This window comes from Hyphomicrobium sp. (assembly GCF_036780825.1).
In the GTDB taxonomy this organism is placed as follows: domain Bacteria; phylum Pseudomonadota; class Alphaproteobacteria; order Rhizobiales; family Hyphomicrobiaceae; genus Hyphomicrobium_C.
In genome coordinates, this window is sequence record NZ_DAIQCD010000001.1 from 177,037 (window position 1) to 201,525 (window position 24,489).

The following is a 24,489-nucleotide window of genomic DNA, read 5'->3' on the forward strand; positions in this document are numbered from 1 at the left end:
GCGCGCACGCCGGCTCGCAGTGACGCCCGTGAGCGATGCTCTCGACAAGCGATCAGGATTGTCGCTCCCATTCCCAAACGAGCGGCGCGGCTTTTCCAGCCGTGCCTCTCACGTGCTTCCGGCGATCAACGATAGCTGCCCTCGGACGTGCGATGGAGGACATGCCTGCCGGGGTCAATGGCGGCATCCTCGATCCGGCGCTGCGCCTCCTCTGCGCTCGCGTCCTTTTCTTCCCCAAGCGACGGTCGCTCCATGGCAGCGGATGCTTCGGCATCGAAGCCATCCAAATTTTCCGAAACGATCAAGACGTCGCCGGGCAGGATTTCCGTAAACACCGTCGCGGGGAACGTGCGGACCCCGGAAGCGCTCTCGCGCGAGATATGATAGCTGAGCCTCAGCACGTTCTCGGGATCGTCACCCGCAGCATGGGACGGAATGCGGGAAACCAGCTCGAGCTGGGCCACTTCGCGCTCGAGTGCGTCGATGCGCTCTCCCAGCTCGGCGCGCCGCTGCTGAGGCACCGCCACGAGTTGCTGGTCGATGCCGCTCAAACGCGCACGAGCCCGTTCGACGATCGACTTGATCTCGGAATAACGGATCTCGACCATGAGCAGATCCGACTTCTGCTGAAGATAGCGCGCATTGTTGACCAGCTTGCGCTCCTTCAGATCCTCGATGCTGGCGAGCTGAGCGCGGGTGATCTCGATCTGCTCGCGAACCGATTTCTCCTGGGCTTCCGCTCCCGCAAGCTCACGCTCCGCAGTTTCGCGTTCGCGGCGCAGGCCAACGATTTGCGCTTCCATGACGCGCCGCTGGTCGCTCAGGATATCGTTTTGCCTAGTGATGAGATTGGTCAGCGCCAACCGGCTCGTCTCAGGAACACTCTTGATCAAGGTGGTGATCCGATCGTTCGTGGCCACCACAGCGCCGCCCTCGCGCTCGGCCTTGAGGCGCGCCAGCTGGGCGAGGGCGAACGTGAGCTGAGTGCGAGACTGACGGTTCGCAACGAGGCCGGCGCCTTCGGTGCGTAGCACGCCACGTGCCAGCGAAATGGCCTGGATCACCTTGAGCCCCGGCCGCCATTCGATGGCGCCGGCTTCGGCAACGTGCCCCATGATGTAATAAGGACGGAAACGTGCGACCTCGACGGCCACGGTGATGTCCGTCCGCAACGCCGCACTGAGCTTCTCAGTGAGAATACCCTCAAGGCGGGAGAGCGTCATGCCGCCGATATCGATGCGCCCGATGCGCGGGATCGAAAGCGAATTGTCGGGATCGATCGCGTACTCGCCGCTGAGATCGCTCTGCCCCCACATGCGAACCCGGAGTCTCTCCACGCTCGACAGGTCGAACGCCGGCGGGTGACCGGCTTTCTCGGCGGCCGGTGCCTCGCTGGCGCTCACAGGCTGAAGGGCTTGCGGAGCGGCGGATGCGTCCACGCTCGCCGTCGCCAAAAATTCCGCCTTGGGCTCAAGGGCTCCCGCACTATCCGCCAGCAACGGCTCGGGAGCCATCAGCACGGCGCTGAGCGCCCCTACCACAGCGAATGCGCCACCGCGCTTCGCACGCCCAGGTTTGGCGATCCTACTCGTCACGAACTCTACCCCTCCGCGTCGATGCCTTGAGACGCATAAGCACACGGCATCGCCCGCTCCGTTGGCGGTCCAACAGCAGAAGTGTGTCAAACCGGTACGCCTAGAAACCAAAGGCTATGGAACGCCCTAGTTATGCGCAATACGAAAATTATCACTTTCTTAACGATGGTTAATTTGCTGGCGAGGATCGCAGGGCCGCCCTGAAGACGCCGGAGACAACAGGAACGCGACGGCGGATCGGAGAAGAGAAAACCTGTCGGCTAGCGGCGTGCGCGCTAGATGAGCGCTCATTCAGCCGAGAAGCGGCCTGCCCTTCCTACTGTTTGTTATTCTAGCCGACGGGCGTTTAAACCAAGCCGAGCCGAAGTTTCTCCACGCAATCCCGGGCATGCTAGAGCATCTGATGAGACTGACGGGCTACGCTTCTGACCAATGGCACGAAGCGATCATGGTCCGGGACGTCACACAACGAGCGGGCTTGCCGCGCCGAGCCTGCCGACCTCAAGGGACAGAGCATGTCTACCGATCTGAACCAGAAAGCGACCGTTTCGGTCGTTCTGGTCAACTACTGCACGCGCGATTTGACGCTCGCTTGCCTCAGCTCGCTCGCTGGCGAAATTGCAGCATGCCCCGGCTCCGAGGTGATCGTCGTCGACAACAACTCGCCGGATGGATCGGGCGCGGAGATCGCGGCTGGCATTGCGGCGAACGGCTGGGGCGGATGGGCGCGCCTTCTTGCCATGCCGCACAACGGCGGCTTCAGCTATGGCAACAACGGCGCGATCCGCGAGCTCTTGGCACGCGCCGCGCCGCCTGACTATGTCTGGCTCCTGAATACAGACACCATCGTCCGGCCTGGCGCGCTTGGCACGCTTGTCGATTTCCTGGACGCCCATCCGGATGTCGGGGCCGCGGGCAGCCGCCTTGAACATGAGGATGGCACGCGGCAATGCTCCGCCTTCCGCTTTCATTCCATCGCGGGCGAACTCGATTCCAGCCTGCGCCTCGGGATCGTCGCGAGATTGCTCAAGCGCTGGAAAGTCGCGCCTCCCCTTACCGATGAACCGTCGCGCTACGACTGGCTGTCGGGCGCGAGCCTGCTCATCCGGACGCAAGTTTTCCAGGATATCGGGCTCATGGATGAAGGATATTTCCTCTACTATGAGGAGACGGATTTCTGCCGCCGGGCGGTGCGCGCGGGCTGGTCGCACTGGTACGTGCCTCAGAGCCGCGTTGTGCATCTCGTCGGGCAAAGCACGGGCGTTACGCACGCTGGCAAACAACGCAACCGCCGCGCCAGCTACTGGTTTCAATCGCGGCGGCGCTACTTCATCAAACATCATGGGGTCGCATACGCCATGCTCGCCGATGCCGCGCTCGCGGTTGGAACGGCGCTTTCCATGGTCGCGGATTCGATCCGGGGACGTGCTCCATCAAATCCGGAACGGTTTCTTCGCGACCTCGCGCGCGAGAGCGTCGTCTTCAATCACAAAATCGACCCCGTATGACATCGACTCTGGGCCGTCATGACCACACGTGATCATACCGTCAGCTCAAACTCGAATCAGGATGTCGGGGCCGTCGTCATCGGGCGCAATGAAGGGGAGCGGCTCGACCGCTGCCTCCGGTCGCTTGCAAGAGACGTGCGCGCGCTCGTTTATGTCGATTCCGGATCAACCGACGGCTCAACCGACCTTGCCGAGCGCCTTGGCGTGCACGTGATCCGGCTTGACGCCACGCAGCCCTTTACAGCTGCGCGGGCCCGCAATAGCGGCTTTCGCTATCTCACCCAGTACGAACGCGGGCTTGCCGCTGTTCAGTTCGTGGATGGTGACTGCGAGGTGGAGGCTGGCTGGATCGAAGCTGCTCGCGCCCATCTCCTCGCGCACCCCAGAACGGCGGTGGTTTTCGGGCGGCGGCGCGAGCGGTTTCCGGAGCACTCGATCTACAATCGCCTCTTCGACTACGAATGGAGCATTCCACCGGGCGAAGCCACAAGCTGCGGCGGCGACGCTATGATGCGCTTCGATGCCCTCTGCGAGGCAGGCGGCTATCGCGATGATCTCATTGCCGGAGAAGAGCCGGAGCTCTGCGTGAGGCTGCGCCGGGCAGGTTGGAAGATCGTCTGCATCGATCATCCGATGACGCTGCATGACGCGGCAATGACGCGCTTCTCTCAATGGTGGCGCCGCACGACACGCACGGGCTACGGCTTCGCCGAGGGCTCTCACATCCATGGCGGCCCACCGGATTATCATTGGGTCATCGAAACGCGGCGGGCGCAGATCTGGGGGCTCGTCGTTCCCGCCGTGATTGCTGCCAGCGTCCTGGCGTTCGGCCCCTGGGCGCTTTTGATGGCGCTCGTCTACCCGGCGCAGGTTCTCCGGCTCTATCTCAAGCGCAGGAGAACCGAGCCGATCCCGCTCGCCTCCTCCTTCTTTCATGTGCTCGGACGATTTCCGGAAGCCGTGGGGCAGATCCGGTTTTTCCGAAACCGAATCATGGGCCGCGCGGGATCGCTGATCGAGTATAAATCGGTGGCGGACCGCTGAGGCGTTCGTTTCCCTCGGGCTCCGAGCAAGACAGACGATCGACGCCTCATTCTTGCAGAAACAGCCAGTGCGATCTGAGATCAGGCGTGAGCCGCAGCAGATATCCATCGGAGCTCACAGCCATCGGCGTGGGATGCAGCGCGCCGTCCCGATCGGCAAAGTACGCTTTGAGCCCACTCCTTGCACGTATCCTGAGCTCGCCTTCCACGGGCTCCGCCCGATAGGGCAGGCGATCGCCGGTCGGTAGCGAACGAGCCGAGAGGGAGATCATGATCCGCCCGGACCGATCCAGCGGCTCACCATCAAGACTTTGCACAGCGAGGCTGGCGTTCGGCGTCGAGAGGGCGATCGATACGTTGCGGAGGGAGATCTGACGCCCGCCGAGCCAGCCGCTCGCCACTTGCGATTTCTCAGTGTCGACCGTGAAGATGCCTTGCTTCCAATCGCGACAGAGCTCGCCGGTGTCCGAACAGACCCTGGTCGCCGCCTCCCCAATTGCATCGAAATCAGGGTCCGAGATGCGCGTGGCGTTCGGAGTGGATGGCGCTTCATTGATCCAGCCGAGCGCATCGATCTTGGGGATACGAAGACGAAGCTTCGACGTTTCCGTGAGCGTGCGGATAGCCCGCGAGGTGCGCGCGTTGATCTCCTGACCGGTGAAAACCTTCTCCGGAAGCGCCAACTCGTAGGTCTCCTTCGCGCCGCCCACATGCCCTGCGCGATAGAGCAGCGCGGCCGCGGGAAGCGTGGCGATAAGCGCGGGATCAGTCATCGCCTCCCAGTTTCCGGCGGACGCTTCTCCCAGCGGCAACTGGGAATAGGCATAGTGCACCATGGCATCCCACGCCTGCAGGCGCGCGATCGATGCCACGTAAAGAGGAAACTGGAAGCGATCGAAGACCGGGAACGGCTCGACGTTCCATTCGCTGACGGAAAACGGCTTCCCGGCTACCGCGCCACCCGCCATCCAGCTCGCGATATTCGGCTCGAGGCGCGGGTTGCTCTCGACCTCGTTGGGACGCCCATAGCTGTGTGCATCGACGATATCCCCTTCTCCGAGTGCCATGAGCCCAGCAGCGCTCATCTCGCCCCAGTAGCTCGTTGGAATGATCGGAATCCTGACGCCGAGGCCGCGCAGATAGCCGCTCATATCATCGAAATAGGCGTGCTCAGCGTCCGCCAGAAAGATCTTAGACGGCCCGAACTCCCAGCTCCGCCACACCTTGTCGAAATCAAGCGCCGATCTTGAAGCAAACTGCCGCGCAAGCGCCATGTAGCGGGCCGAATGCCAAGGGACGTTCTTGTCGGGAAGCAGCCAGTTTCCGAAGTGATGCGTGAGGTCGTTCTCGTTCGTGATGAGGACGGCGACGACAGCGGGATCGTCCTTATAGGCGAGGCCGGTGTGCGAGTTGACGTGCGTGAGGTATGCCTTCGCGAACTCCTTCGACCGCGCCTTGAGGCTGTCGTTCACGAACAGGTAGCCCTGCATGGTGGCGGAGCGGCTTTCCTCGTCGGCAATCTCCGCGAAGGCGTCGATGCCGTCCTGCTCCGTCAATCGGCGGCCGACGTGAAGGTCCAGCCAGACGTAGATGCCCTCATCGCGAAGACATTTGATCCACCAGTCGATCTTTTCGAGAGCAGCGGCATCGAGCTCTTTCGTGGTCTTGGCACGGGTGCCAAAGATATTGGGCTCCACCCAGTCGGAATCGTGATGGTGGATGCGGGCGAGGTTGAACCCGAGCTTGGACAGCCGCTTGGCCTGATTGCATACGAGCTTGGGCGTGGTTGCGTGATAGAGCACATATGCCGAGAGGTTGGTGCCCCAGAACCGCGCCTTCGTGCCATCCTCGAACACCAGTTCGCCGCCTGAGGCGCGAAGAAAACCGCGCTTGCCTGCCGGTTTTTCGTTTTCGTTAAGGAAGCTCAGGTCGACCGGCGCGCGATTCCAGTGGAGATCGTCCGTCCACCAAGCGTCGCTCACAGGCGGCAACCGCTCAGAGACCGTGTCGGCACTGGCTTTGCTCGCACATGCGGCGACGGCAAGCGCTGCGAGCGCACAGCGCATCGCCATCGATGCCCTGCCCACAACCTGCGCCGCGTATATCATGACCATCGCGTCACAATGCGCGACCGGGGCGGCTCAGCCCCGGAATCCGTGCCACCACCGGGAGGCCGGATGCTTCCTCATACTGCCGCCGCATGCGGAGCACGCCACCCATCAACTCGGCAACGACCACCAGCCCACATCCGAGCAGCACGCTCAGCAACACGCCGGCAATGGCATATTTCCGGGCAGCACTTTCCCCCGCGATCGGATCCTTGGGGCGACCGATGACGAGAAGATCGTCGGGAGAGCTGAAAATGCTGACATAGTTGCTGCGCGATGGAACGGGCTGCATCTTCGATGCCGCCTGCCGGTCGGCAGCATCCTGATAGGCTGCATAAAGCCGCTCGAGCTCGGCAACCTTTGCAGGCGTTGCGCCGATCGATTGACGGAGGCGCTCGGCCGTCTCTGCGGCTTGCGCACTGAGGCCCGATACCTGTTTATCGGTCTGCAAGATGGTTGAGGCAGAGCCCCCGCGACTGTTTCGCTTCAGCGTCCAAAGCTGATGGAGCTCGGCGCGGATCTGAAGCGGCGCCTGGAAGCCCTCCGCCTCAATGGCGCGCATCAGCTCCGCCTCGGCTGCCGCGGCCTCCTCCGTGCGCTTTATCTGAACGAACTGGGGAGCGCTGAATATGCTCCGCTCCGGTCCGGTCAAGCCTTCCAGAAGGCGGGCAATCACGATCTCCAGATCCCGGCCGAGATCAGTCGGACTGGCACCCATCATCTTGATCTCGAGGACGGAGTTGTTGACCACCTCAAGAGACACAGAGGCCGCAAGCCGCCGCATCTGGGCGATCTTTGCGGCTTGCGTCTCGGGCGGCTTGTACCCTGTCATCTGCGGCAGCAGCTCGGCGAGGACCTGATCGCTCTTTAACCAAGTCTCAATGGCCTCGACCTGACTCTTCAACCACGCCTCGGCGGCCTTGACCTGCTCGAACGTGTTGACATAGGGGGCGCCGCCAGCCCCGCCAGGCGCACGGTTCGCCGCCTGCAACATGATCAGGGAGCTTGATGTGTACTTGGTCGGCGCCAGCTTGATCGCGACTGCGGACAGCACACACGCCACCAGAATGGGCCCGACGAAAAGGCGCCAGCGCTTGCGCGCCACATCGAGGCAAAAGACGAACTGCTCCCGGAGAAACTCAGATCCCGAACTCATGACTCACGTCTCTCCGATCCTTGCTCGCGCCTCGTGCATCGATGCGAGATGCGAAGGGTGCTCGGGCGGCCTCGTCCGGGTCAGCTTCCAAATCAGGTGGCTAGCGGGCATGCGCCAGTCATTCAATATCAAGCCGCCGACATTCAATCCGGCAATGCGGCAGGTCTCTATGCATGCCACCAGCTCCTTCTGATCCGTCTCGCCGCTGAGGCATACGAGGAACGTGACATCGAGGGCCGGCTGCGCGGCGGCGATCGTAGGCTCTAAAATTCCCGACGCCTGGATGACCGGCGGCAGGTCGACGATGACCGTGAAGCCCGCCTCAGCCGCATCGGCAAGAGCCGATCGCAACACATCCGCCGACAGGGTAAGCAACTCCGCGCCGAGGGGCTCAGCCAAGAACAGGGCGCGCTGGATCTCAACCGCGGAGGATACAAACGATATCTTCCCGCCCAGTTGTTCCGACGTCGAAATCCTGGCCCGGCTCAGATCCACAAGCAGCGTTTTGGTGCCGAAACTCGAAAAGGCGCCAGCAAGCTCGCGGGCTGTGAGGCTGACACCGACACCCCGCCGCGAGCCGGTGATGCCGATGACGCGCGCCGACTGCGCATTGGCCGCGGCGATGACCCCCGTGAGGCGCCGCGCGCGAGCGGGATCACCCGACAAAATGGCTTTTCCCTCGTCGGGATGCTCAGACGGCCGTTGCGCGGTTGCGTCAAACTCAGGCTCCCGAGCCTCCACGATTGCCTCTGCTCTTCGCTCCACGGCCGTCATCTCTGCCGGTTTCCTTGCGGTTCCAGAGATCGCTTTTCCAAGCTCACCTCAAAGCACCGTCCCGATCTGGCACAGGGCTGCGCGGCGACAACCTCAAATGGAGCGATCTCGCTATTTACGCCCCACCTTTGCGAGAGGCATGCCAATCTCCTCTTGCTCGGCAAGGCTCACATAAGACCCACGCAAATAAAGAAGAGGGCTTGCCTCGTGGGAGGCTGAGCCGGCGACCACTTCGCCGAAAAACATCGTGTGCGACGAGGCCGCGCGATATTCCGAAAGGCGGCACTCGAGACGGCATACGGCCGAAGGCAGGACCGGCGCACCTGTCACGCCCGCGATCCAGCTCCCGGTCCGGAAGCGCTCCTCGCCGCTAATGCCGGCTGTCCCTGAGAAAACGCGGGCAATTTCCTCCTGACCGACGGCGAGGGTGTTGATGCTGAAAAAGCCACTCTCGATAATCAGGTCGTGGGCTCCTGCCGACTGGTTGACGCACACGATCACGGTCGGCGGCAAATCGGTGAGCGAGCAGACGGCGCTGGCCGTGAGGCCGTTACGCCGGCCGTTGGCGTCGGAGGCGGCAATGACGGAGACTTGGCCGGGAATGTTTCGCATCAGGCCGCGGAACGCGTGGCCGTCGATCGGTTCGGTTTTCATGATTGTTCTTGAACCCAGGGCTTCTTCAGGCAGCGACCCGCCTATCTCTCCAAAACGAACCAGCCATGGGCTGGGCGGACTGTGCCAACATAGGCCGGTGATTTATAGGTCCGGAGACGTTTACAGTTAAGGCAACGGAGTTAGCCTCGGCCAGACATTCCAGCAAGGCCGATCCGCCAATAAACCCAATTGCCCGAAGTTTCTTGCTGGCTCTTCGCGGCGCGGCGTAAGCCTCAGCCGTAAAGCCGGAGCAAGGAATTCTCTTACGTGAAGTTCACTCGCACACTCATTCCCGACGTCATCGAGATTTCGCCGAGGCGGCATGCCGACGATAGGGGCCATTTCGTGGAGCTGTTCCGCGCGGACCTGTTCCGAAAGAACGTAGCGGATGTGCGGCTCGTCCAACACAACCAGTCGCTGTCCCGGCGGGAAGGTACCGTGCGGGGGCTGCATTACCAGGCCTCGCCGGCGGCACAGGGCAAGCTCGTGCGCTGTGTGCGGGGCGCGATCTTCGATGTAGCGGTCGACCTTCGCCGCTCGTCGCCCACGTTCGGCCGGCACGTGACAATGGAGCTTTCCGCCGATACCGACGCCCAGCTCTGGATCCCAGCCGGCTTCGCCCATGGCTTCTGCACGCTGACACCCGATACCGAGGTCTGGTACGGCGTAACCCACACGTACAGTCCATCTCATGATCGTGGGGTTCTCTGGAACGATGCGGAGCTCGGCATTCCCTGGCCGGCCATCGCGGCGGCCGCAACCGTATCGGAGCGCGACGCCAAGCTGCCGAGACTGCGGGATGCCTTGGATCTTTTCGAATAGACACCCTGGGATTTGCCGGAGAACGTCATGCGCATCTTGGTGACTGGAGGAGCGGGGTTCATAGGCTCGGCGCTGGTGCGCCATCTCGTCAACGATGCCGGCGCCGAGGTCCTCACCCTCGACAAGCTGACCTACGCTGGCACGCTCACCAGCCTGCGGACTATCGAAGGCGCAGCCAACCATCGCTTCGTCCAAGCGGACATCTGCGACGGACGGACCGTCTCGGCCGTGCTGGCCGAGTTCCAGCCGGACCGGATCTACCATCTGGCGGCCGAAAGCCATGTGGACCGCTCGCTCGACGGACCGGCCGACTTCATCGCCACCAACATTGTCGGCACCTACACGCTCCTCGACTGCGCGCGTCAATACTGGCTCGGCCTCGACGGCGCGCGCAGGGACGGCTTCCGGTTTCTTCACGTGTCGACGGATGAAGTCTACGGCTCGCTCGGCGCGGACGGTCTTTTCACGGAGGCCACGGCCTACGACCCAAGCTCTCCCTATTCGGCATCGAAGGCCGCCTCCGATCATCTCGTGACGGCGTGGCAGCGGAGCTACGGCCTTCCAGCCCTCATCTCGAACTGCTCGAACAATTACGGGCCCTATCACTTCCCCGAAAAGCTCATCCCGCTCATCATCCTCAACGCACTCCATGGGGAGCCGCTTCCGATCTACGGCGACGGGGCGAACGTGCGCGACTGGCTCTACGTGGACGACCACGCCCGTGCGCTGCATCTCATCGCGAGCCGAGGCCGGCTTGGCGAGAAATACAACGTCGGCGGGCGCAACGAGCGGCGCAACATCGATGTCGTGACCGCCATTTGCCGTATCCTCGACCGCGTGCGGCCGCGCGCGGGAGGATACGAAACGCTCATCACCTACGTGGCGGACCGGCCGGGCCACGATTTCCGATATGCCATCGACGCCTCGCGGCTCGAGCGCGAGCTTGGCTGGAAGGCGCACGAAACCTTCGAGAGCGGCATCGAGAAAACGGTGCTCTGGTATCTCGAGAACGAATGGTGGTGGCGGCCGCTCAGAGACACCGTCTACACCGGCACGCGGCTCGGCACCGCGGCCGGCGTGGCATAGACGAGGCGCCCAATGCGGATCGTCGTGACAGGAAAAACGGGGCAGATTGCGCGATCGCTTCTCGAGCGCGCCGGGGCGTTCGGCGCGACCGTCATTACGCTGGGCCGGCCGGAGCTGGATCTCACCGCACCGGGCGACCCCACAGCATTGCTTGCCGCGGGCAAGCCGGACCTCATCGTCTCAGCGGCGGCCTACACGGCCGTGGATAAGGCGGAAAGCGAGCACGAAGCGGCTTTCGCCGTCAACGCAGGCGGCCCACGCGCGCTCGCGGAAAGCGCCGGCAAGCTCGGCGTGCCTCTGCTCCACATCTCGACCGATTACGTCTTCGACGGCACGAAGCCCGAGCCCTGGACTGAGGACGATGCCCCGCGTCCGCTTTCCATCTATGGCGCTTCGAAGCTCGCGGGCGATGAGGCCGTGCTGGGTACAGCGAACGGCAACATCGTCGTGCGCGTGGGATGGGTCTACAGCCCGTTCGGAGCGAACTTCGTGAAAGCGATCCTGCGGCTCGCCGGCGAGCGGGACACACTGCGGGTGGTTGCGGATCAGATCGGCGGGCCGACGTCGGCGCTCGACATTGCCGATGGCATCCTCGCCATGGCGCGCAACGTGCTGGCAGAGCCGAAAAAGGCCGAACTGCGCGGGCTCTTCCACATGGCGCCGGACGGTACGGCGAGTTGGGCCGATCTCGCGGAAGCGGTCTGTGGCTGGTTGGAGGCAAACCGCGATCGAAGCGTGACGGTGGAGCGGATCACCACGCAGGATTATCCGACAGCCGCCCGGCGGCCAGCCAACTCGCGCCTCAACGCCGACAGGCTTGCATTCCGGCACGGCATCCGCCTGCCGCCCTGGCGCACGTCGCTTCCTTCAGTGCTCGACCGGCTCGCCTGAGCGCGCTGGCTTCGTCTCCATATCGTCGAGGATATTCATGAAAGGCATCATTCTGGCAGGCGGGAGCGGAACGCGGCTGCACCCCATGACGCACGTCACGTCGAAGCAGCTCTTGCCGGTCTACGACAAGCCGATGATCTACTACCCGCTGACGACGCTGATGCTGGCGGGCATCCGAGAGATCCTCATCATCTCGACGCCGCATGATCTGCCGAGCTTCCAGCGCCTGCTCGGCGATGGCGCACAGTGGGGGCTCTCGATCAGCTACGCTGAGCAACCTCATCCAGGAGGCCTTGCGCAAGCCTATCTCATCGGCGCCGACTTCGTGGCAGGCGAGCCCTCCTGCCTCATCCTCGGAGACAACATCTTCTATGGCCACGGGCTGCCAAAGCTGCTGCAGCTGGCTCGCTCGCGTCCCCAAGGCGCGACGATCTTCGCCTATCATGTGACGGATCCGGAGCGGTACGGCGTCGTGACCTTCGACGCCGAGATGCGGGCCATCTCGATCGACGAGAAGCCAGTGCGGCCGAAATCGAACTGGGCCGTGACCGGCCTTTACTTCTACGACGGGCGCGCGCCCGAAATCGCCCGGGATCTTAAGCCATCGGCGCGCGGCGAGCTCGAGATCACCGATCTCAACCGCGCCTATCTCGATGCCGGACAGCTTTCCGTGGAGCTGATGGGGCGCGGCTATGCCTGGCTCGATACCGGCACACCCGATAGCCTCATCGAGGCGGCGGAGTTCGTGCGAACACTCGAAAAACGGCAGGGCTTCAAGATTGCCTGCCCCGAGGAGGTGGCCTGGCGCCTCTCCTTCATAGATACGGCAATGCTGGAGGCCGCAGCCAAAGAACACGGAAAGAGCGCGTACGGAGGCTATCTAGCCCGACTGCTCTCGTCGGAGCGCGGTGACCCGGCTCGGGCCAGCCCGCAAATCGTAGTATAGACGCACGCGCGGCTTGCCCCATCCGCAAGCGAAGACCGCCACGGGCGTGAGCGCGGAGAAAGACATGCCACCCGCAGACGAGCGCGCCTTGGAGATCTGGATCTTCGACCTCGATCTATCCACGACCGAGGCATCCCGCCTAGTGCCGCTTCTCTCGGATGACGAACGGCGGCGCGCAGACCGGCGCGTACGGCCGGAGGATGGGCAACGCTTTCGGGTTGCACATGGGCGTTTGCGCGAAATCCTCGCCCCTCACCTCGGCGTGCCGCCACAGGCAATCGCATTTGGGGAGGGCCAATACGGCAAGCCCTACATTACGGCGCCGGACACATCGCTTCGCTTCAATCTCACCCACTCGGACGCGCTCGGGGGCGTGGCCCTCTCCCATGCCGCCGACGTGGGCATTGACATCGAGCGGATCCGGGCGCTAGACGGCACAGGGCTCGAGACGGCGCTCTCCGCACACGAACAATGCGCTTTGGCAGCGCTTGACGGCAACGAGCGGCGCGAAGCCTTCTTCCGATGCTGGACGCGCAAGGAAGCCGTGCTCAAGGCTCACGGATGCGGACTTGCCGTGCCACTCGAAAGCTTCGACGTGCCGGTGGGGCCCGAGCCGGAAAGCATCGTTCGCCTCCCCGCAACGGGAGCAAACAAAATGCAATCCTGGCGCATCGTCTCCTTCGTGCCCGCGCCGGGATACGCTGGCGCCGTCGCTGCCCCTACCGGCGGCGAATACAGTGCGGCATTACGCTACCGGACGTGGCCCAGGTCGGCCTAGTGTCCTGATTCCGAAGTTCGCTCGTGTTCGCGACGAGGCTCGGGGGCAACTTTCGAAATCATAAAAGGACACTGGAAACAGAGATTTGCTAGGATGATGATCCAAAAATTTGCTTGGAGGCACGCTGCACGAGGCGGCGAATTTTTCGATCATCACCTGGCCCGCAATCCCAGCTTGTGCTGGCTCTTGTCTTCGCGCCAAGAGCGTCACGGAGATGAAAAGTGGCGCGCATAAATTTCGATGACTTGTCAGATTCGCAGTTTCGACCCGAGCCTTGCTGGTAACATCTTAAACGCTAAGCTCTGACATGCTGGATACAAATGTGAACGCTCAATCAAGGAAGTCCGCCGGATGAACAGGATCGTGCTCGAAATCAAAGACGGGGACCGCGAGCCGGACGCGGAGGCCCGCGAGTGGATCGAAGCCGTCAGCTCGGTGATGGCTTTCGAGGGCAGCGAGCGTGCCGACTACCTGCTTGGCCGCGCCGTCGACATGGCGCGCCGGCAGGGCGCGCGGCTGCCGTTTGCCGCGAACACCGCCTACATCAACACCATTCCGCCGCACAAGGAGGCACCCCATCCTGGCGACCGCGCCATCGAGCGGCGCATCCGCTCGGCGATTCGCTGGAATGCGCTGGCCATGGTGCTGCGCGCCAACAAGGATTCGAGCGAGCTCGGCGGGCACATCGCGAGCTTCCAATCGGCGGCGACGCTCTACGACACGGGGTTCACGCACTTTTGGCACGGCGCCACGGAGAACCACGGCGGCGATCTCCTTTTCATCCAGGGACACTCCTCGCCTGGCATCTATGCGCGCGCCTTCCTCGAAGGACGGCTGACGGAGGAACAGCTCGACAACTTCCGCCAGGAGACCGCCGGGAAGGGGCTGCCGTCCTATCCCCACCCATGGCTGATGCCGGACTTCTGGCAGTTCCCGACAGTCTCGATGGGCCTCGGGCCGATTATGGCCATCTACCAGGCGCGCTTCCTCAAGTATCTCGACGATCGCGGGCTCGCCAACACCAAGGATCGGCACGTCTGGGTCTTTTGCGGCGACGGCGAGATGGACGAGCCCGAGAGCCTCGGCGCTATCTCGCTCGCGGGCCGCGAGAAGCTCGACAACCTGATCTTCGTCGTGAACTGCAACCTGCAGCGTCTCGATGGTCCCGTGCGGGGCAACGGCAAGATCATCCAGGAGCTCGAGGGCAGCTTCCGCGGCGCCGGCTGGAACGTGATCAAGGTGATCTGGGGCTCGAACTGGGATCCCCTGCTCGCCCGCGACACCACGGGCCGGCTGCGCCAGCTCATGGAAGAATGCAACGACGGCCAGTACCAGGATTTCAAGTCCAAGGATGGCGCCTACATCCGCGAGCACTTTTTCGGCCGCTATCCGGAGACGGCGGCGCTGGTGGCCGACTGGTCGGATGAGAAGATCTGGACACTGACGCGCGGAGGGCACGACCCGCGCAAGGTCTATGCCGCCTATGCGGCCGCGGTCGGCCATAAGGACCAGCCAACGGTGATCCTGGCCAAGACCGTCAAAGGCTACGGCATGGGAACGGCGGGCGAAGGCCAGATGATCGCCCACCAGCAGAAGAAGATGGAAAGCGAGGCGCTGGAGCGCTTCCGCGATCGCTTCGGCGTCGAGCTTCCCCCGGGCGTCGATCCGGAAACTTTGCCGTACATCCGCTTTGCGGAGGGCAGCGAAGAACTCGCCTATCTGCGCGCACAGCGAGAAGCGCTCGGCGGCGTCCTGCCTCGCCGACGCGCCAAGACCACATTCAAGCTCCCGGCCCCGCCTCTCTCCCTCTTTGACGCGCAGCTCAAGGGCTCGGGCGAACGCGAGATCTCCACGACGATGGTGTTCGTGCAGCTTCTCACCAAGCTCCTGCGCGACAAGGCGGTCGGGCGGCACATCGTGCCGATCGTACCCGATGAAAGCCGCACCTTCGGCATGGAAGGCATGTTCCGCACCTTCGGCATCTACAGCCAGGTGGGACAGCTCTACCGTCCGGAAGACGCCGAGCAGCTCATGTTCTACAAGGAGGACCGTACCGGGCAGATGCTGCAGGAAGGCATCACGGAAGCCGGCGGCATGGCGTCCTGGATGTCGGCGGCAACGTCCTATTCGTCCTCGAACGTGCCCATGGTGCCGTTCTTCATCTACTACTCGATGTTTGGATTCCAGCGCTTCGGCGATCTCGCCTGGGCGGCGGGCGACATGCGGGCGCGCGGCTTCCTGATCGGCGGTACGAGCGGCCGTACCACGCTCAACGGCGAAGGGCTCCAGCATCAGGACGGCCACAGCCACATCCTGGCGTCGTCTATTCCGAACTGCATCTCCTACGATCCGGCGTTCGGCTATGAGCTGGCCGTCATCGTGCAGGACGGGCTTCGCCGCATGCTCGACGAGCAGGAGGACGTCTACTATTACATCACGGCCCTGAACGAGAACTACGCTCACCCGGCCATGCCGGAGGGTGCCGAAGAAGGCATCGTGCGGGGCATGTATCTGCTGAAGAGCACCAGCGCGCGCCGGGGCGCGCCTAAGGTGCAGCTCATGGGCTGCGGAGCGATCCTCAACGAGGTGATCGCCGGAGCCGAGCTTCTCGCCAAGGATTTCGGCGTCGCGGCCGACATCTGGAGCGTGACGAGCTTCACCGAGCTCAGGCGCGAGGCGGAAGAGGTCGAACGCTGGAACATGCTGCATCCGGCGGAGACACCCCGCGTGCCCTACGTCACCCAGTGCCTCGCCTCGCGCGGCGACACGCCGACGGTGGCCTCGACGGACTACGTGAAGCTCTTTGCCGATCAGATCCGTCCCTTCGTGCGCTCGCCGTATATCGTGCTCGGCACCGACGGTTTCGGACGCTCGGACTACCGTCGTCAGCTCAGGCACCATTTCGAGGTGGACCGCCACTTCGTGGCCGTGGCAGCGCTCAAGGCGCTGGCCGATGACAACAAACTGCCGTCGTCGAAGGTCGTTGAAGCGATCGCCCGCTACGGTATTGATCCAGAAAAAGCCGATCCGGCGCGCGCATAACGAGGTAATTCAATGTCCGTCATCGACGTTAAGGTTCCAGACATCGGCGATTACAAGGACGTGCCCATCATCGAGGTGCACGTCAAAGCGGGCGACAGCATCAATCCGGAAGATCCAATCGTTACGCTCGAAAGCGACAAGGCCGCCATGGAGGTGCCGGCTCCGAAAAGCGGCAAGATCGCCGAGGTGCTGGTCAAGGTGGGCGACAAGGTGAGCCAAGGCTCGTCCCTCATTCGCCTTATGGCCGAAGGCGGTGCCGCGGAGGCGAAGCAGGACGATGCCGCACCAGCCGCCGCCGAGAAGCCGGCGCCTCAGCCAGCACAACCGGCTCCCGCTGCGGCCGCCGCTCCCACGGCAGCCGAGCCGGCGGACGCGCAATCCGGCACGCCCGCGCGCGTGCCGCTGCCCCTCGGCGTAGACTTCGGCAGCGTGCACGCAGGTCCAGCCGTGCGGCGGCTGGCCCGGGAACTCGACATCGATCTCACGCAGATCAAGGGGACCGGCGAAAAGGGGCGGATCACCAAGGAGGACGTCAAGCGCGCGCTCGGCAGCGGCGGAGAAGGCGGCGGCGGCGGCGGCATCCCCGAGATCCCGGCGCAGGACTTCTCCAAGTTCGGTCCTGTCGAAACCCAGCCGCTCACGCGTCTCAAAAGGATTGGCGGCCCGCACCTGCACAGAGCGTGGCTCAACATTCCCCGCGTCACGCACAATGACGAGGCGGACATCACCGAGCTCGAAGCCTATCGCAAGCCGCTCGATGCGGCGGCCAAGGAGAAGGGCTTCCGGGTCACGCTCGTCTCCTTCATCATGAAGGCGTGCGTGGTGGTGCTGAAGGAGTTTCCCGAGTTCAACGCCTCGCTCGCGCCCGACAAGCAGAACCTGATCCTCAAGCGCTACTACCATCTCGGCGTCGCCGTCGACACCGAGGACGGCCTCGTCGTGCCGGTGATCCGGGACGTCGACCGCAAGGGCATCATGGAGCTGTCGCGGGAGATCGGCAGCATGTCGCTCAAAATGCGCGACGGCAAAATCACGCCTGCAGATATCGAGGGCGGCACGTTCTCCATCTCGAGCCTCGGCGGCATCGGGGGCACAGGCTTCACGCCCATCGTCAACGCGCCGGAGGTGGCAATACTCGGCGTGTCGCGCTCCGACACGAAGCCGAGATGGGACGGGACGCAATTCCAGCCGCGCCTCATGCTGCCGCTGTCGCTCAGCTACGATCATCGCGTGATCGACGGGGCACAGGCGGCCCGCTTCACGCGCCGCCTTGCGGTGATCCTCGAGGACGTGCGCCAGCTGGTCCTTTAAAAGGGGCGCCGGCAGCCGGTGCCAAGGCGGATACGCTATAGGAAAAAGGCAGGGAGCGAGGCCATCGCTCCCTGCCTTAAATTTTAGCTCTGCAGTTTCTGAGCCGTCAGCTTCCCGAAGCGCCTTAATCGGTGCGGGTCGACGACTTCATGTCGTGATATTTGTAATCCGGCGCGTTCTCGAGCGCCTCCTTCGTGCTGTCCACGATCACGTGCGTCTTGCCGTCCGTATCGCGGTTGAGCTGCAGGTCGGTGAATGAAATGCCGACCAGCTTTTCGCCCATACCGAGGAAGCCGCCGACGCCGATCACGGCATGACTGATCTTGCCGTCAGGCCCCATGACGAGATCGTTGATGCTTCCGATCTTGTCGTTGGCTTTGTTGTAGACGGCCATGCCCACGAGCTTGCTCGAACGCCACTCGTCCGCGGCCTGGTTCGATGCGAAGGTTCCGCTCGAGCGGGCCGAGGGGGCCGGATCCGTTACCGACGGCGTCGGAGCCGGTGACGGCGTTGCCTCAGGCATCCGCTGCTCGGTTGGGGCTGGCGTCGTCGGCGACGGCGAGGGAGACGTCTCCTGCGCGAACGCGGACGATCCGCCGAAAGCCAGGAGCGCGGACAGCGCAACAGCAGACATCAATTTTGTCTTCATCTGATGATCTCCATTGTGACTATTTGAGAATGGCTTGATGGCTTTGCAGCCGGCGCCGCGTCACGGCACACTCATGCTTGTCTCCGCATGTTCCGCATAAATGCTTCAGTGCGAGTGGCTGGCTCTCAACCTGCCTCTGCCTCAAACGTCGAAACGGGGCGTTGGTTCCTCGGGAACCCGTCCGCCCTCGCCCATCCGTTCGCCCCTGGCGCATGGTTTCCACTGGGGGAATTTTCTCTGCCGCCGGGAGCCGGCCCGGAAAACGGCGCCATAATCCTGATTGTCTTCCATGTGATCCTGGTCAAAATAACCCCGAGCGCTCACTGGCCGGCGCGGCCGCAAACAAGCGAATCTCGAGGCGGCGGATGCAGCCAGTGGCAGGCGCCGCTGTTCACGAGATCGTCCCGGCGAGCCAGGCGATTGACCCGATGAACCATATCAAGCTCACTGGAGCCTTCTCGGATTGACCCTTCCCCTTACTCTGACAGAGCAGGTGACCATGACTGCCGAACAGCGCCCTGCTCAACCGCTCGACTTTGCCGTGATCGGCAACGGACGCGTTGCAGCATTGCTCGACCGCTCGGCCCGCATCGTCTGGTGGTGCTTCCCGCGCTTCGATGGCGACCCGATCTTCTCGCGCCTTCTCGCGGGCGATGAGGAAAAGGGCTTCTGCGACGTCGTGGTCGAAGGCGCCGTGCGCACGTCGTCCGCGTACATGCGCAACACTGCCATCCTCGAAACGGTCATCGAGGACGAGCACGGCAACGGCGTGCGCATCATCGATTTCGCACCCCGCTACCCACGCTTCGAGCGCATGCTGCATCCGGCTCAGATCATCCGCCGTATCGAGCCTATCGGGCTGCCGCGCATCCGCATCCGCGTGCGGCCCACGTTCAATTACGGGCAGCCGCGCGCGGCTCAGGTCGTCGGGTCGAACCACGTCCGCTACAGCGGCGGCGATCTGACGGTGCGCCTGACCACGGACGCGCCGCTTTCCTACATTCTGCACGAAACGACATTTGCTCTATCGCGGCCGGTGACGCTGCTTTTTGGGCCAGACGAATCCCTGGAAGCGGCCGCCGACACCGTATCGCGCGAGGCTCTCGAGCGGACCCGCGATTACTGGATGGAATGGGTTCGCGGGCTCGCCGTGCCGCTCGACCGGCAGACGGACGTGATCCGGGCTGCCATCACGCTGCAGCTCTGCACCTTCGACGAGACGGGCGCCATCGTCGCGGCGCATACGACCTCTTTGCCGGAGGCGCCGCATACGCAGCGCACCTGGGATTACCGCTACTGCTGGCTCCGAGACGCTTACTTCGTCATCATGGCGCTCAACCGGCTTGGCGCGACGCAGACGATGGAGTCGTATCTCGACTACATCACGACGCTTGCGATCCAGTCCAAGGGCGCGCTGAGGCCGGTGTATGGCATCGTGCACGACCAGCCGCTCGACGAAAGTGTAGCCGAGCATCTGCCAGGCTTCATGGGCATGGGCCCGGTGCGCATCGGGAATGCGGCGGCGGATCAGCTCCAGCACGATTCCTGCGGCAGCATCATTCTCGGTGTGTCGCAGATGTTCATCGATCAGCGCCTGCCGCGCATGGGTGACGAAGCCCTTTACCGGCGTCTCGAGCTGCTTGGCTATCACGCGCTGCGCGTCTTCCGCGAGCCGGACGCCGGCATCTGGGAATATCGCGGGCGCCAGCGCGTGCACACGCATTCGGCGACCATGTGCTGGGTCTCGCTCGACCGGCTGGCGAGAATTGCGAACCTTCTCGGCCTGACGAACGACGCCGAGCAATGGCGCCAGAATGCGGACGCGGTGCGGCGCGAGATCCTCTCGCGGGCCTGGAGCTCCCGGATCGGCGCTTTCGCCGGTGCGCTCGACGGCGACGAGCTCGACGCGAGCGTGCTGCTGCTGGCGGAGCTGGGGCTCATCTCCGGCACGGACCCGCGTTTCATCAAAACCCTTGACGTGATCGGGCGCGAGCTCGGGCGCAACGGCTTCATGCTGCGCTATACGAACGACGATTTCGGCGCGCCGGAAACGTCGTTCCTCGCCTGTCAATTCTGGTACATCGATGCGCTCTGGGCCGCGGGCCGGATCGGAGAGGCGCGAGAGTTGCTCGACGATCTTCTCAGCCGGCGCAATGCGTTCGGCATATTGTCCGAGGACATCCATCCAACGACGGGGCAGCTGTGGGGAAACCTGCCGCAAACCTACTCGATGGCGGGAATCGTGAACTCGTGCATGCATCTTTCGCGCAACTGGTCGGAAGCTTGGCCGCACTCGCCTCCGCCGGAACCTGGAGTGATCTCAAACGTTTGATCTCCGAACCCCATCATTCGCCCGCGTCCCGTCCTGCACGAGTGGCGCGGGCCGCGCATAGGGAGATCGCTCACTTGAGACGGGTCGTCGTTGTATCTAATCGGGTCATGGAGTTACGCAAGGCCGCGCAGGCGGGAGGTGTCGCGGTTGCGGTCGCCGATCTCCTGCGCACCCGGCCGGGACTCTGGTTCGGGTGGAACGGAAAAATTGCGGACGACGCCGAGAAGATCGACACGCCCGGCATCACAGGCAGCAAGGTTGCAGGCGGGAACATGCTCGCCACGCTGCCCCTCTCGCCGGACGAGCACCGCGATTATTATCTCGGCTACTCCAATTCCGTGCTCTGGCCGGTGTTTCACAACAGGCTCGACCTTGCCCGCTTCGAGGCCGGCTTCTATACTCGCTACAAGGGCGTGAACAAACGCTTCGCGCGCGCTCTCAAGACGCTCATCAGGCCGGACGACATCGTTTGGATCCATGACTATCATTTGATCCCGCTCGGCGCCGAGCTGAGGCGCGCCGGGATCAGCAATCCGATTGGCTTCTACCTGCACATTCCCGTGCCACCGTCACAGGCTTTCCTTGCCATACCGGAGCACCGGGAACTCGCCCGCGCGCTCGCAGCTTACGACCTCATCGGATTGCAGACACATGGCGATGTTGCCAACCTGATCCAGTTTCTCGAGGACAGCGTTTCGGGACGCATCCTGCAGGACGGCCGCATCTCGGCGTTCGACCAGCGCCTCGCCATCGAGAGCTTCCCCGTCGGAATCAATGCCGAAAGCTTCGCCAGCGCCAGCCCGGCGGCCTCGCTCGTGCAGTCCACGGACGGAGCGCAGCGTATCATCGGTGTCGACCGTCTCGATTACAGCAAAGGGCTGCCGCAGAAATTCCGCGCTTTCGGGAAGTTCCTGGAGAAGTATCCCGAATACCGGCGCAACGTGGTGTTGACGCAGATCGCGCCGCCCACGCGCGAGAGCGTCGAAGCGTATACCGATATCCGCCAAACCCTCGAGGCGCTCTCGGGCAAGATCAACGGCATGTTCGGAGAGCTCGACTGGGTGCCAATCCACTACATCTACCGCTCGGCACCGCGCGACAAGCTGCGCGACATCTACCGCGCGTCGCGCATCGGCCTCTTCACGCCGCTACGCGATGGCATGAATCTCGTCGCCAAGGAGTATGTGGCGGCGCAGGATCCCGCCGATCCGGGCGTGCCGATCCTGTCGCGTTTTGCGGGCGCGGCCGAGCAACTCGTCGATGCGCTCATCGTCAACCCCTACGACATCGAGGAAATGGCCGAGGCGATCCGTACCGCTCTCCTCATGGAGCAACCGGAGCGGATCGATCGCTATCAGCGCATGATGGCCGTCATCCGCGCTTACGATAGCGCCACGTGGTCGGCTTCCTTCCTGGCCACGCTCGAGGCCGCCGCCAACGAGCGCTCGCGAGAGGCGCCACCGCTGACGCCGGCCATCCGCGCCTCCATGGCGAGACTTGCGCGCGGTCCGCTGCCGGCGGCCAGACACAAGCACGGCTCGCATGGGCGCAATGGCACAGGGAAACGCCTGAGCATTGCCAAATGAGCCGCAATCCTGCGCCACAGCACGGCCGAGCCCCCTCCCCCGAGGCGAGAGACCCGCTCAAGGTCCTTACTGTCGGCGGAGCGATGATCGACACCATAGCGATCATCGCCAATTCGGCCATTGAGCGCATGACGCTGCTCAACGCAGACGCCTCATACCTGCTGCTCGAAGAAGGACGCAAAACGGAAGCCCTCGAGATCTCGACGCATTGCGGAGGCGGCGCCGTCAACTGCGCCGTCGCGTTCGCGCGTCTCGGCCTCGATTGCAGCGCGCTGATCAAGCTCGGTCAGGATCGGCGCGCCAAGCAGCTAATCGCCTGCCTCGAGGCCGAGGGCATCTCGCCGCGGTGGGCTATCCGCGATGCGCGGGCACCCACGGGCTCATCGGTTCTCGTCTCTTCTCATGACCGCAACGCGGCCGTGTTCACATTTCGTGGCGCCAACACGCTGCTCACCGCCGACGATCTGCCGAACGGCGCCTTCGACGTCGATCTCGTCCATATCGCCAATCTCTCCAACCAGGCGGCGCACTGCTTTCCCGTGATCATCGAGAAGGCCATGTCGGCAGGCGCGCGCGTCTCCGCTAATCCGGGCATTCGACAGTTGCACGGCCATGGCGACGCCTTCCTGGCTTCGCTCCCATCGCTGCACATCCTCTCTCTCAACCGGCGCGAGGCGGATGAAGTCGTCTCGCTTCTCGACCCCAGCCTTGCCGCCGGAGATCCAGCGCTCGACTTTTCAGAGCATCAACCCCCGCCCTCGCTCGCTTTGCGCGGACTCAGGCACGAAAGCCGGCGCATGAGCGTATCCGCGTTCTGCCAGGCACTCATGGCCCGGGGGGTCGAACACGTCGTGCTCACCGATGGTCGGGAGGGGGCCTTTGCGGCGACAGACGGACGGCTGTTTTACTGCGCTGCCGAGGAAGCCCATGTCGCAGGGACGGCGGGAGCGGGCGATGCATTCGTCGCCACGTTCGCCGCGTTCGTGGCAGATGGAAGCTCGCCCGACCAGGCTCTCAAGGCCGCGGCAATCAATGCAGCGTCCGTGCTTGGCCACGTGGATACGCAAACCGGTCTGTTGCGCCACGCGGATCTCGAAGCCCGCCTTGCGAGTAAAAAACAGACACCAAATGTGATGGAATGGACGCTGTAAATGCGAGCGGACAGCCATATCGAGGCCATCGCGGGTGGCCATGATGCTTTCAGGCCGCTATGCTTGCCTTTGATGTCACGCGCGAAAGCGGCTCCGGGGGCTGCTTCTACGGCGCTCAAACGTAAAGCGAGGTGCAGGAAAACTCGATGACTGCCGAGACGACCCATCAATTCAGTCCGCGCCTTGGCGCCTGCACGTCATCCATACTTGCAAACCCCCGCGCGTGTGCTCTTTTCCTCGATGTCGACGGGACGCTGCTCGATCTGGCCGCAACGCCCAAGAGCGTGCGCGTGCCGGAGGGCCTGATCGGCATTCTCCAGCGCCTCTTTCTGGCGTTCGATGGCGCGGTGGCCATCATCACCGGCCGCCTCATCTCGGAGATCGATCTGCTGCTCTCGCCGCTCAAGCTCACGGCGTCTGGCGTGCATGGCGCCGAGATGCGCCGGGCGCCCGACTGCGAGATCGAGCGCATCACCGCGCAGCTTCCGAGCGATGTGATCAAGTCCATGCGCAAGCTCGCGCACGACATTCCAGGCGTTATTGCAGAGCCCAAGGGCGCAGGGCTTGCCATCCATTACCGGCTGGCCCCTAGCGCCGAGCGCGACATTCACGCCGCGATCGAGGTTTCGCTCGCAAAGCATGCGGGCGCGTTCGAACTGCTGCCTGGCAAAAGGCTGTTCGAAATCATCCCGGCCGGTCTTTCGAAAGGCACCGCGCTCGCCGCGCTGGCTGCGCTGCCCGCATTTCGCGGCCGCACTCCCGTGATGATCGGCGACGATATCGGTGACGAGACCGCCTTCGCCCAGGCAGAAGGCATGCACGGCTTCGCTCTCCGTGTCGCAGGCGAATATTATGGCGCTGAGATTTCGGACTTTACGGGCCCGCGTTCCGTCGTTGCCTGGCTCGACAATCTTTCGCGCCGTCTGAAGCCCGGGGACGCGCTCCAGCCACTGGCCTGAGTTTCCTTCCGGGGCTTCTCTGAGTGCGGGCCTGTGGCGTCCTGTCGCCCCATGGGCGAGGCGTGTGGCAAGCCTGGGTAAGCTACGAGATCCTCACG

19 protein-coding genes are annotated in these 24,489 nt (G+C 63.6%); 13 read left to right on the forward strand and 6 right to left on the reverse strand.

All coding sequences use genetic code 11. From position 1 onward, the window contains the following. Positions 1-125 precede the first annotated feature (125 nt). A complete protein-coding gene (locus V7P99_RS00745) occupies positions 126-1,595 on the reverse strand; it encodes a polysaccharide biosynthesis/export family protein (RefSeq protein ID WP_333792900.1) in 1,470 nt (489 codons plus the stop codon). Positions 1,596-2,110: 515 nt separating this feature from the next. Between V7P99_RS00745 and V7P99_RS00750 the strand changes: the two genes are divergently transcribed. Both V7P99_RS00750 and V7P99_RS00755 read left to right on the forward strand, forming a co-directional pair. Beyond that, positions 2,111-3,103, forward strand: a complete 993-nt coding sequence (locus V7P99_RS00750; protein WP_333792901.1) for a glycosyltransferase family 2 protein — start codon at positions 2,111-2,113, stop codon at positions 3,101-3,103. 18 nt (positions 3,104-3,121) lie between these two features. Further along, the gene (locus V7P99_RS00755; protein WP_333792902.1) at positions 3,122-4,147 is read left to right on the forward strand and encodes a glycosyltransferase; all 1,026 of its coding nucleotides are present in this window, start codon (positions 3,122-3,124) and stop codon (positions 4,145-4,147) included. 46 nt (positions 4,148-4,193) lie between these two features. On the opposite strand, the gene V7P99_RS00760 is transcribed toward V7P99_RS00755, so the two are convergent. The 4 genes from V7P99_RS00760 to V7P99_RS00775 all read right to left on the reverse strand — a co-directional run bounded on the left by V7P99_RS00760 (position 4,194) and on the right by V7P99_RS00775 (position 8,838). Further along, positions 4,194-6,218, reverse strand: coding sequence for a hypothetical protein (locus V7P99_RS00760; protein WP_333792903.1), 2,025 nt, complete (start codon positions 6,216-6,218; stop codon positions 4,194-4,196). A gap of 46 nt (positions 6,219-6,264) precedes the next feature. Next, positions 6,265-7,410: a hypothetical protein gene (locus V7P99_RS00765; RefSeq protein ID WP_333792904.1), complete on the reverse strand. Its 1,146-nt coding sequence runs from the start codon at positions 7,408-7,410 to the stop codon at positions 6,265-6,267. Positions 7,411-7,413: 3 nt separating this feature from the next. Next, positions 7,414-8,076 (reverse strand): hypothetical protein, encoded by a 663-nt coding sequence (locus tag V7P99_RS00770; RefSeq protein WP_333792905.1) that lies wholly within the window; start codon positions 8,074-8,076, stop codon positions 7,414-7,416. Positions 8,077-8,295: 219 nt separating this feature from the next. Further along, entirely contained in the window at positions 8,296-8,838 is a 543-nt protein-coding gene (locus tag V7P99_RS00775; RefSeq protein WP_333792906.1) for a flavin reductase family protein, read from the reverse strand. 267 nt (positions 8,839-9,105) lie between these two features. On the opposite strand from V7P99_RS00775, the gene rfbC reads away from it, so the two are divergent. The 7 genes from rfbC to aceF all read left to right on the forward strand — a co-directional run bounded on the left by rfbC (position 9,106) and on the right by aceF (position 17,714). Further along, a complete protein-coding gene (gene rfbC, locus V7P99_RS00780) occupies positions 9,106-9,660 on the forward strand; it encodes a dTDP-4-dehydrorhamnose 3,5-epimerase (protein WP_333792907.1) in 555 nt (184 codons plus the stop codon). 27 nt (positions 9,661-9,687) lie between these two features. Continuing rightward, entirely contained in the window at positions 9,688-10,746 is a 1,059-nt protein-coding gene (gene rfbB, locus V7P99_RS00785) for a dTDP-glucose 4,6-dehydratase (protein WP_333792908.1), read from the forward strand. 12 nt (positions 10,747-10,758) lie between these two features. Further along, positions 10,759-11,637 carry a dTDP-4-dehydrorhamnose reductase gene (gene rfbD, locus V7P99_RS00790; protein ID WP_333792909.1) on the forward strand — a complete coding sequence of 293 codons (879 nt, stop codon included), beginning with the start codon at positions 10,759-10,761 and terminating at the stop codon, positions 11,635-11,637. 37 nt (positions 11,638-11,674) lie between these two features. Beyond that, complete coding sequence (rfbA, locus tag V7P99_RS00795; protein WP_333792910.1) at positions 11,675-12,583, forward strand: glucose-1-phosphate thymidylyltransferase RfbA; 909 nt, start codon at positions 11,675-11,677, stop codon at positions 12,581-12,583. A gap of 64 nt (positions 12,584-12,647) precedes the next feature. Continuing rightward, a complete protein-coding gene (locus V7P99_RS00800) occupies positions 12,648-13,361 on the forward strand; it encodes a 4'-phosphopantetheinyl transferase family protein (RefSeq protein WP_333792911.1) in 714 nt (237 codons plus the stop codon). 351 nt (positions 13,362-13,712) lie between these two features. Further along, a complete protein-coding gene (aceE, locus tag V7P99_RS00805) occupies positions 13,713-16,403 on the forward strand; it encodes a pyruvate dehydrogenase (acetyl-transferring), homodimeric type (protein ID WP_333792912.1) in 2,691 nt (896 codons plus the stop codon). Positions 16,404-16,415: 12 nt separating this feature from the next. Continuing rightward, positions 16,416-17,714: a dihydrolipoyllysine-residue acetyltransferase gene (gene aceF, locus V7P99_RS00810; RefSeq protein WP_333792913.1), complete on the forward strand. Its 1,299-nt coding sequence runs from the start codon at positions 16,416-16,418 to the stop codon at positions 17,712-17,714. A 124-nt stretch (positions 17,715-17,838) separates the two neighbouring features. Here aceF and V7P99_RS00815 read toward each other — a convergent pair whose 3' ends face one another. Continuing rightward, a complete protein-coding gene (locus V7P99_RS00815; protein WP_333792914.1) occupies positions 17,839-18,363 on the reverse strand; it encodes a PRC-barrel domain-containing protein in 525 nt (174 codons plus the stop codon). 499 nt (positions 18,364-18,862) lie between these two features. Here V7P99_RS00815 and V7P99_RS00820 point away from each other — a divergent pair, with 499 nt between their 5' ends. The 4 genes from V7P99_RS00820 to otsB all read left to right on the forward strand — a co-directional run bounded on the left by V7P99_RS00820 (position 18,863) and on the right by otsB (position 24,391). Then, positions 18,863-20,695 (forward strand): glycoside hydrolase family 15 protein, encoded by a 1,833-nt coding sequence (locus V7P99_RS00820; protein WP_333792915.1) that lies wholly within the window; start codon positions 18,863-18,865, stop codon positions 20,693-20,695. A gap of 107 nt (positions 20,696-20,802) precedes the next feature. Next, positions 20,803-22,281, forward strand: a complete 1,479-nt coding sequence (locus tag V7P99_RS00825) for an alpha,alpha-trehalose-phosphate synthase (UDP-forming) (protein ID WP_333792916.1) — start codon at positions 20,803-20,805, stop codon at positions 22,279-22,281. Positions 22,282-22,364: 83 nt separating this feature from the next. Further along, complete coding sequence (locus V7P99_RS00830) at positions 22,365-23,432, forward strand: carbohydrate kinase family protein (RefSeq protein ID WP_333792917.1); 1,068 nt, start codon at positions 22,365-22,367, stop codon at positions 23,430-23,432. 146 nt (positions 23,433-23,578) lie between these two features. After that, complete coding sequence (otsB, locus tag V7P99_RS00835; protein WP_333792918.1) at positions 23,579-24,391, forward strand: trehalose-phosphatase; 813 nt, start codon at positions 23,579-23,581, stop codon at positions 24,389-24,391. Positions 24,392-24,489: the final 98 nt, after the last annotated feature.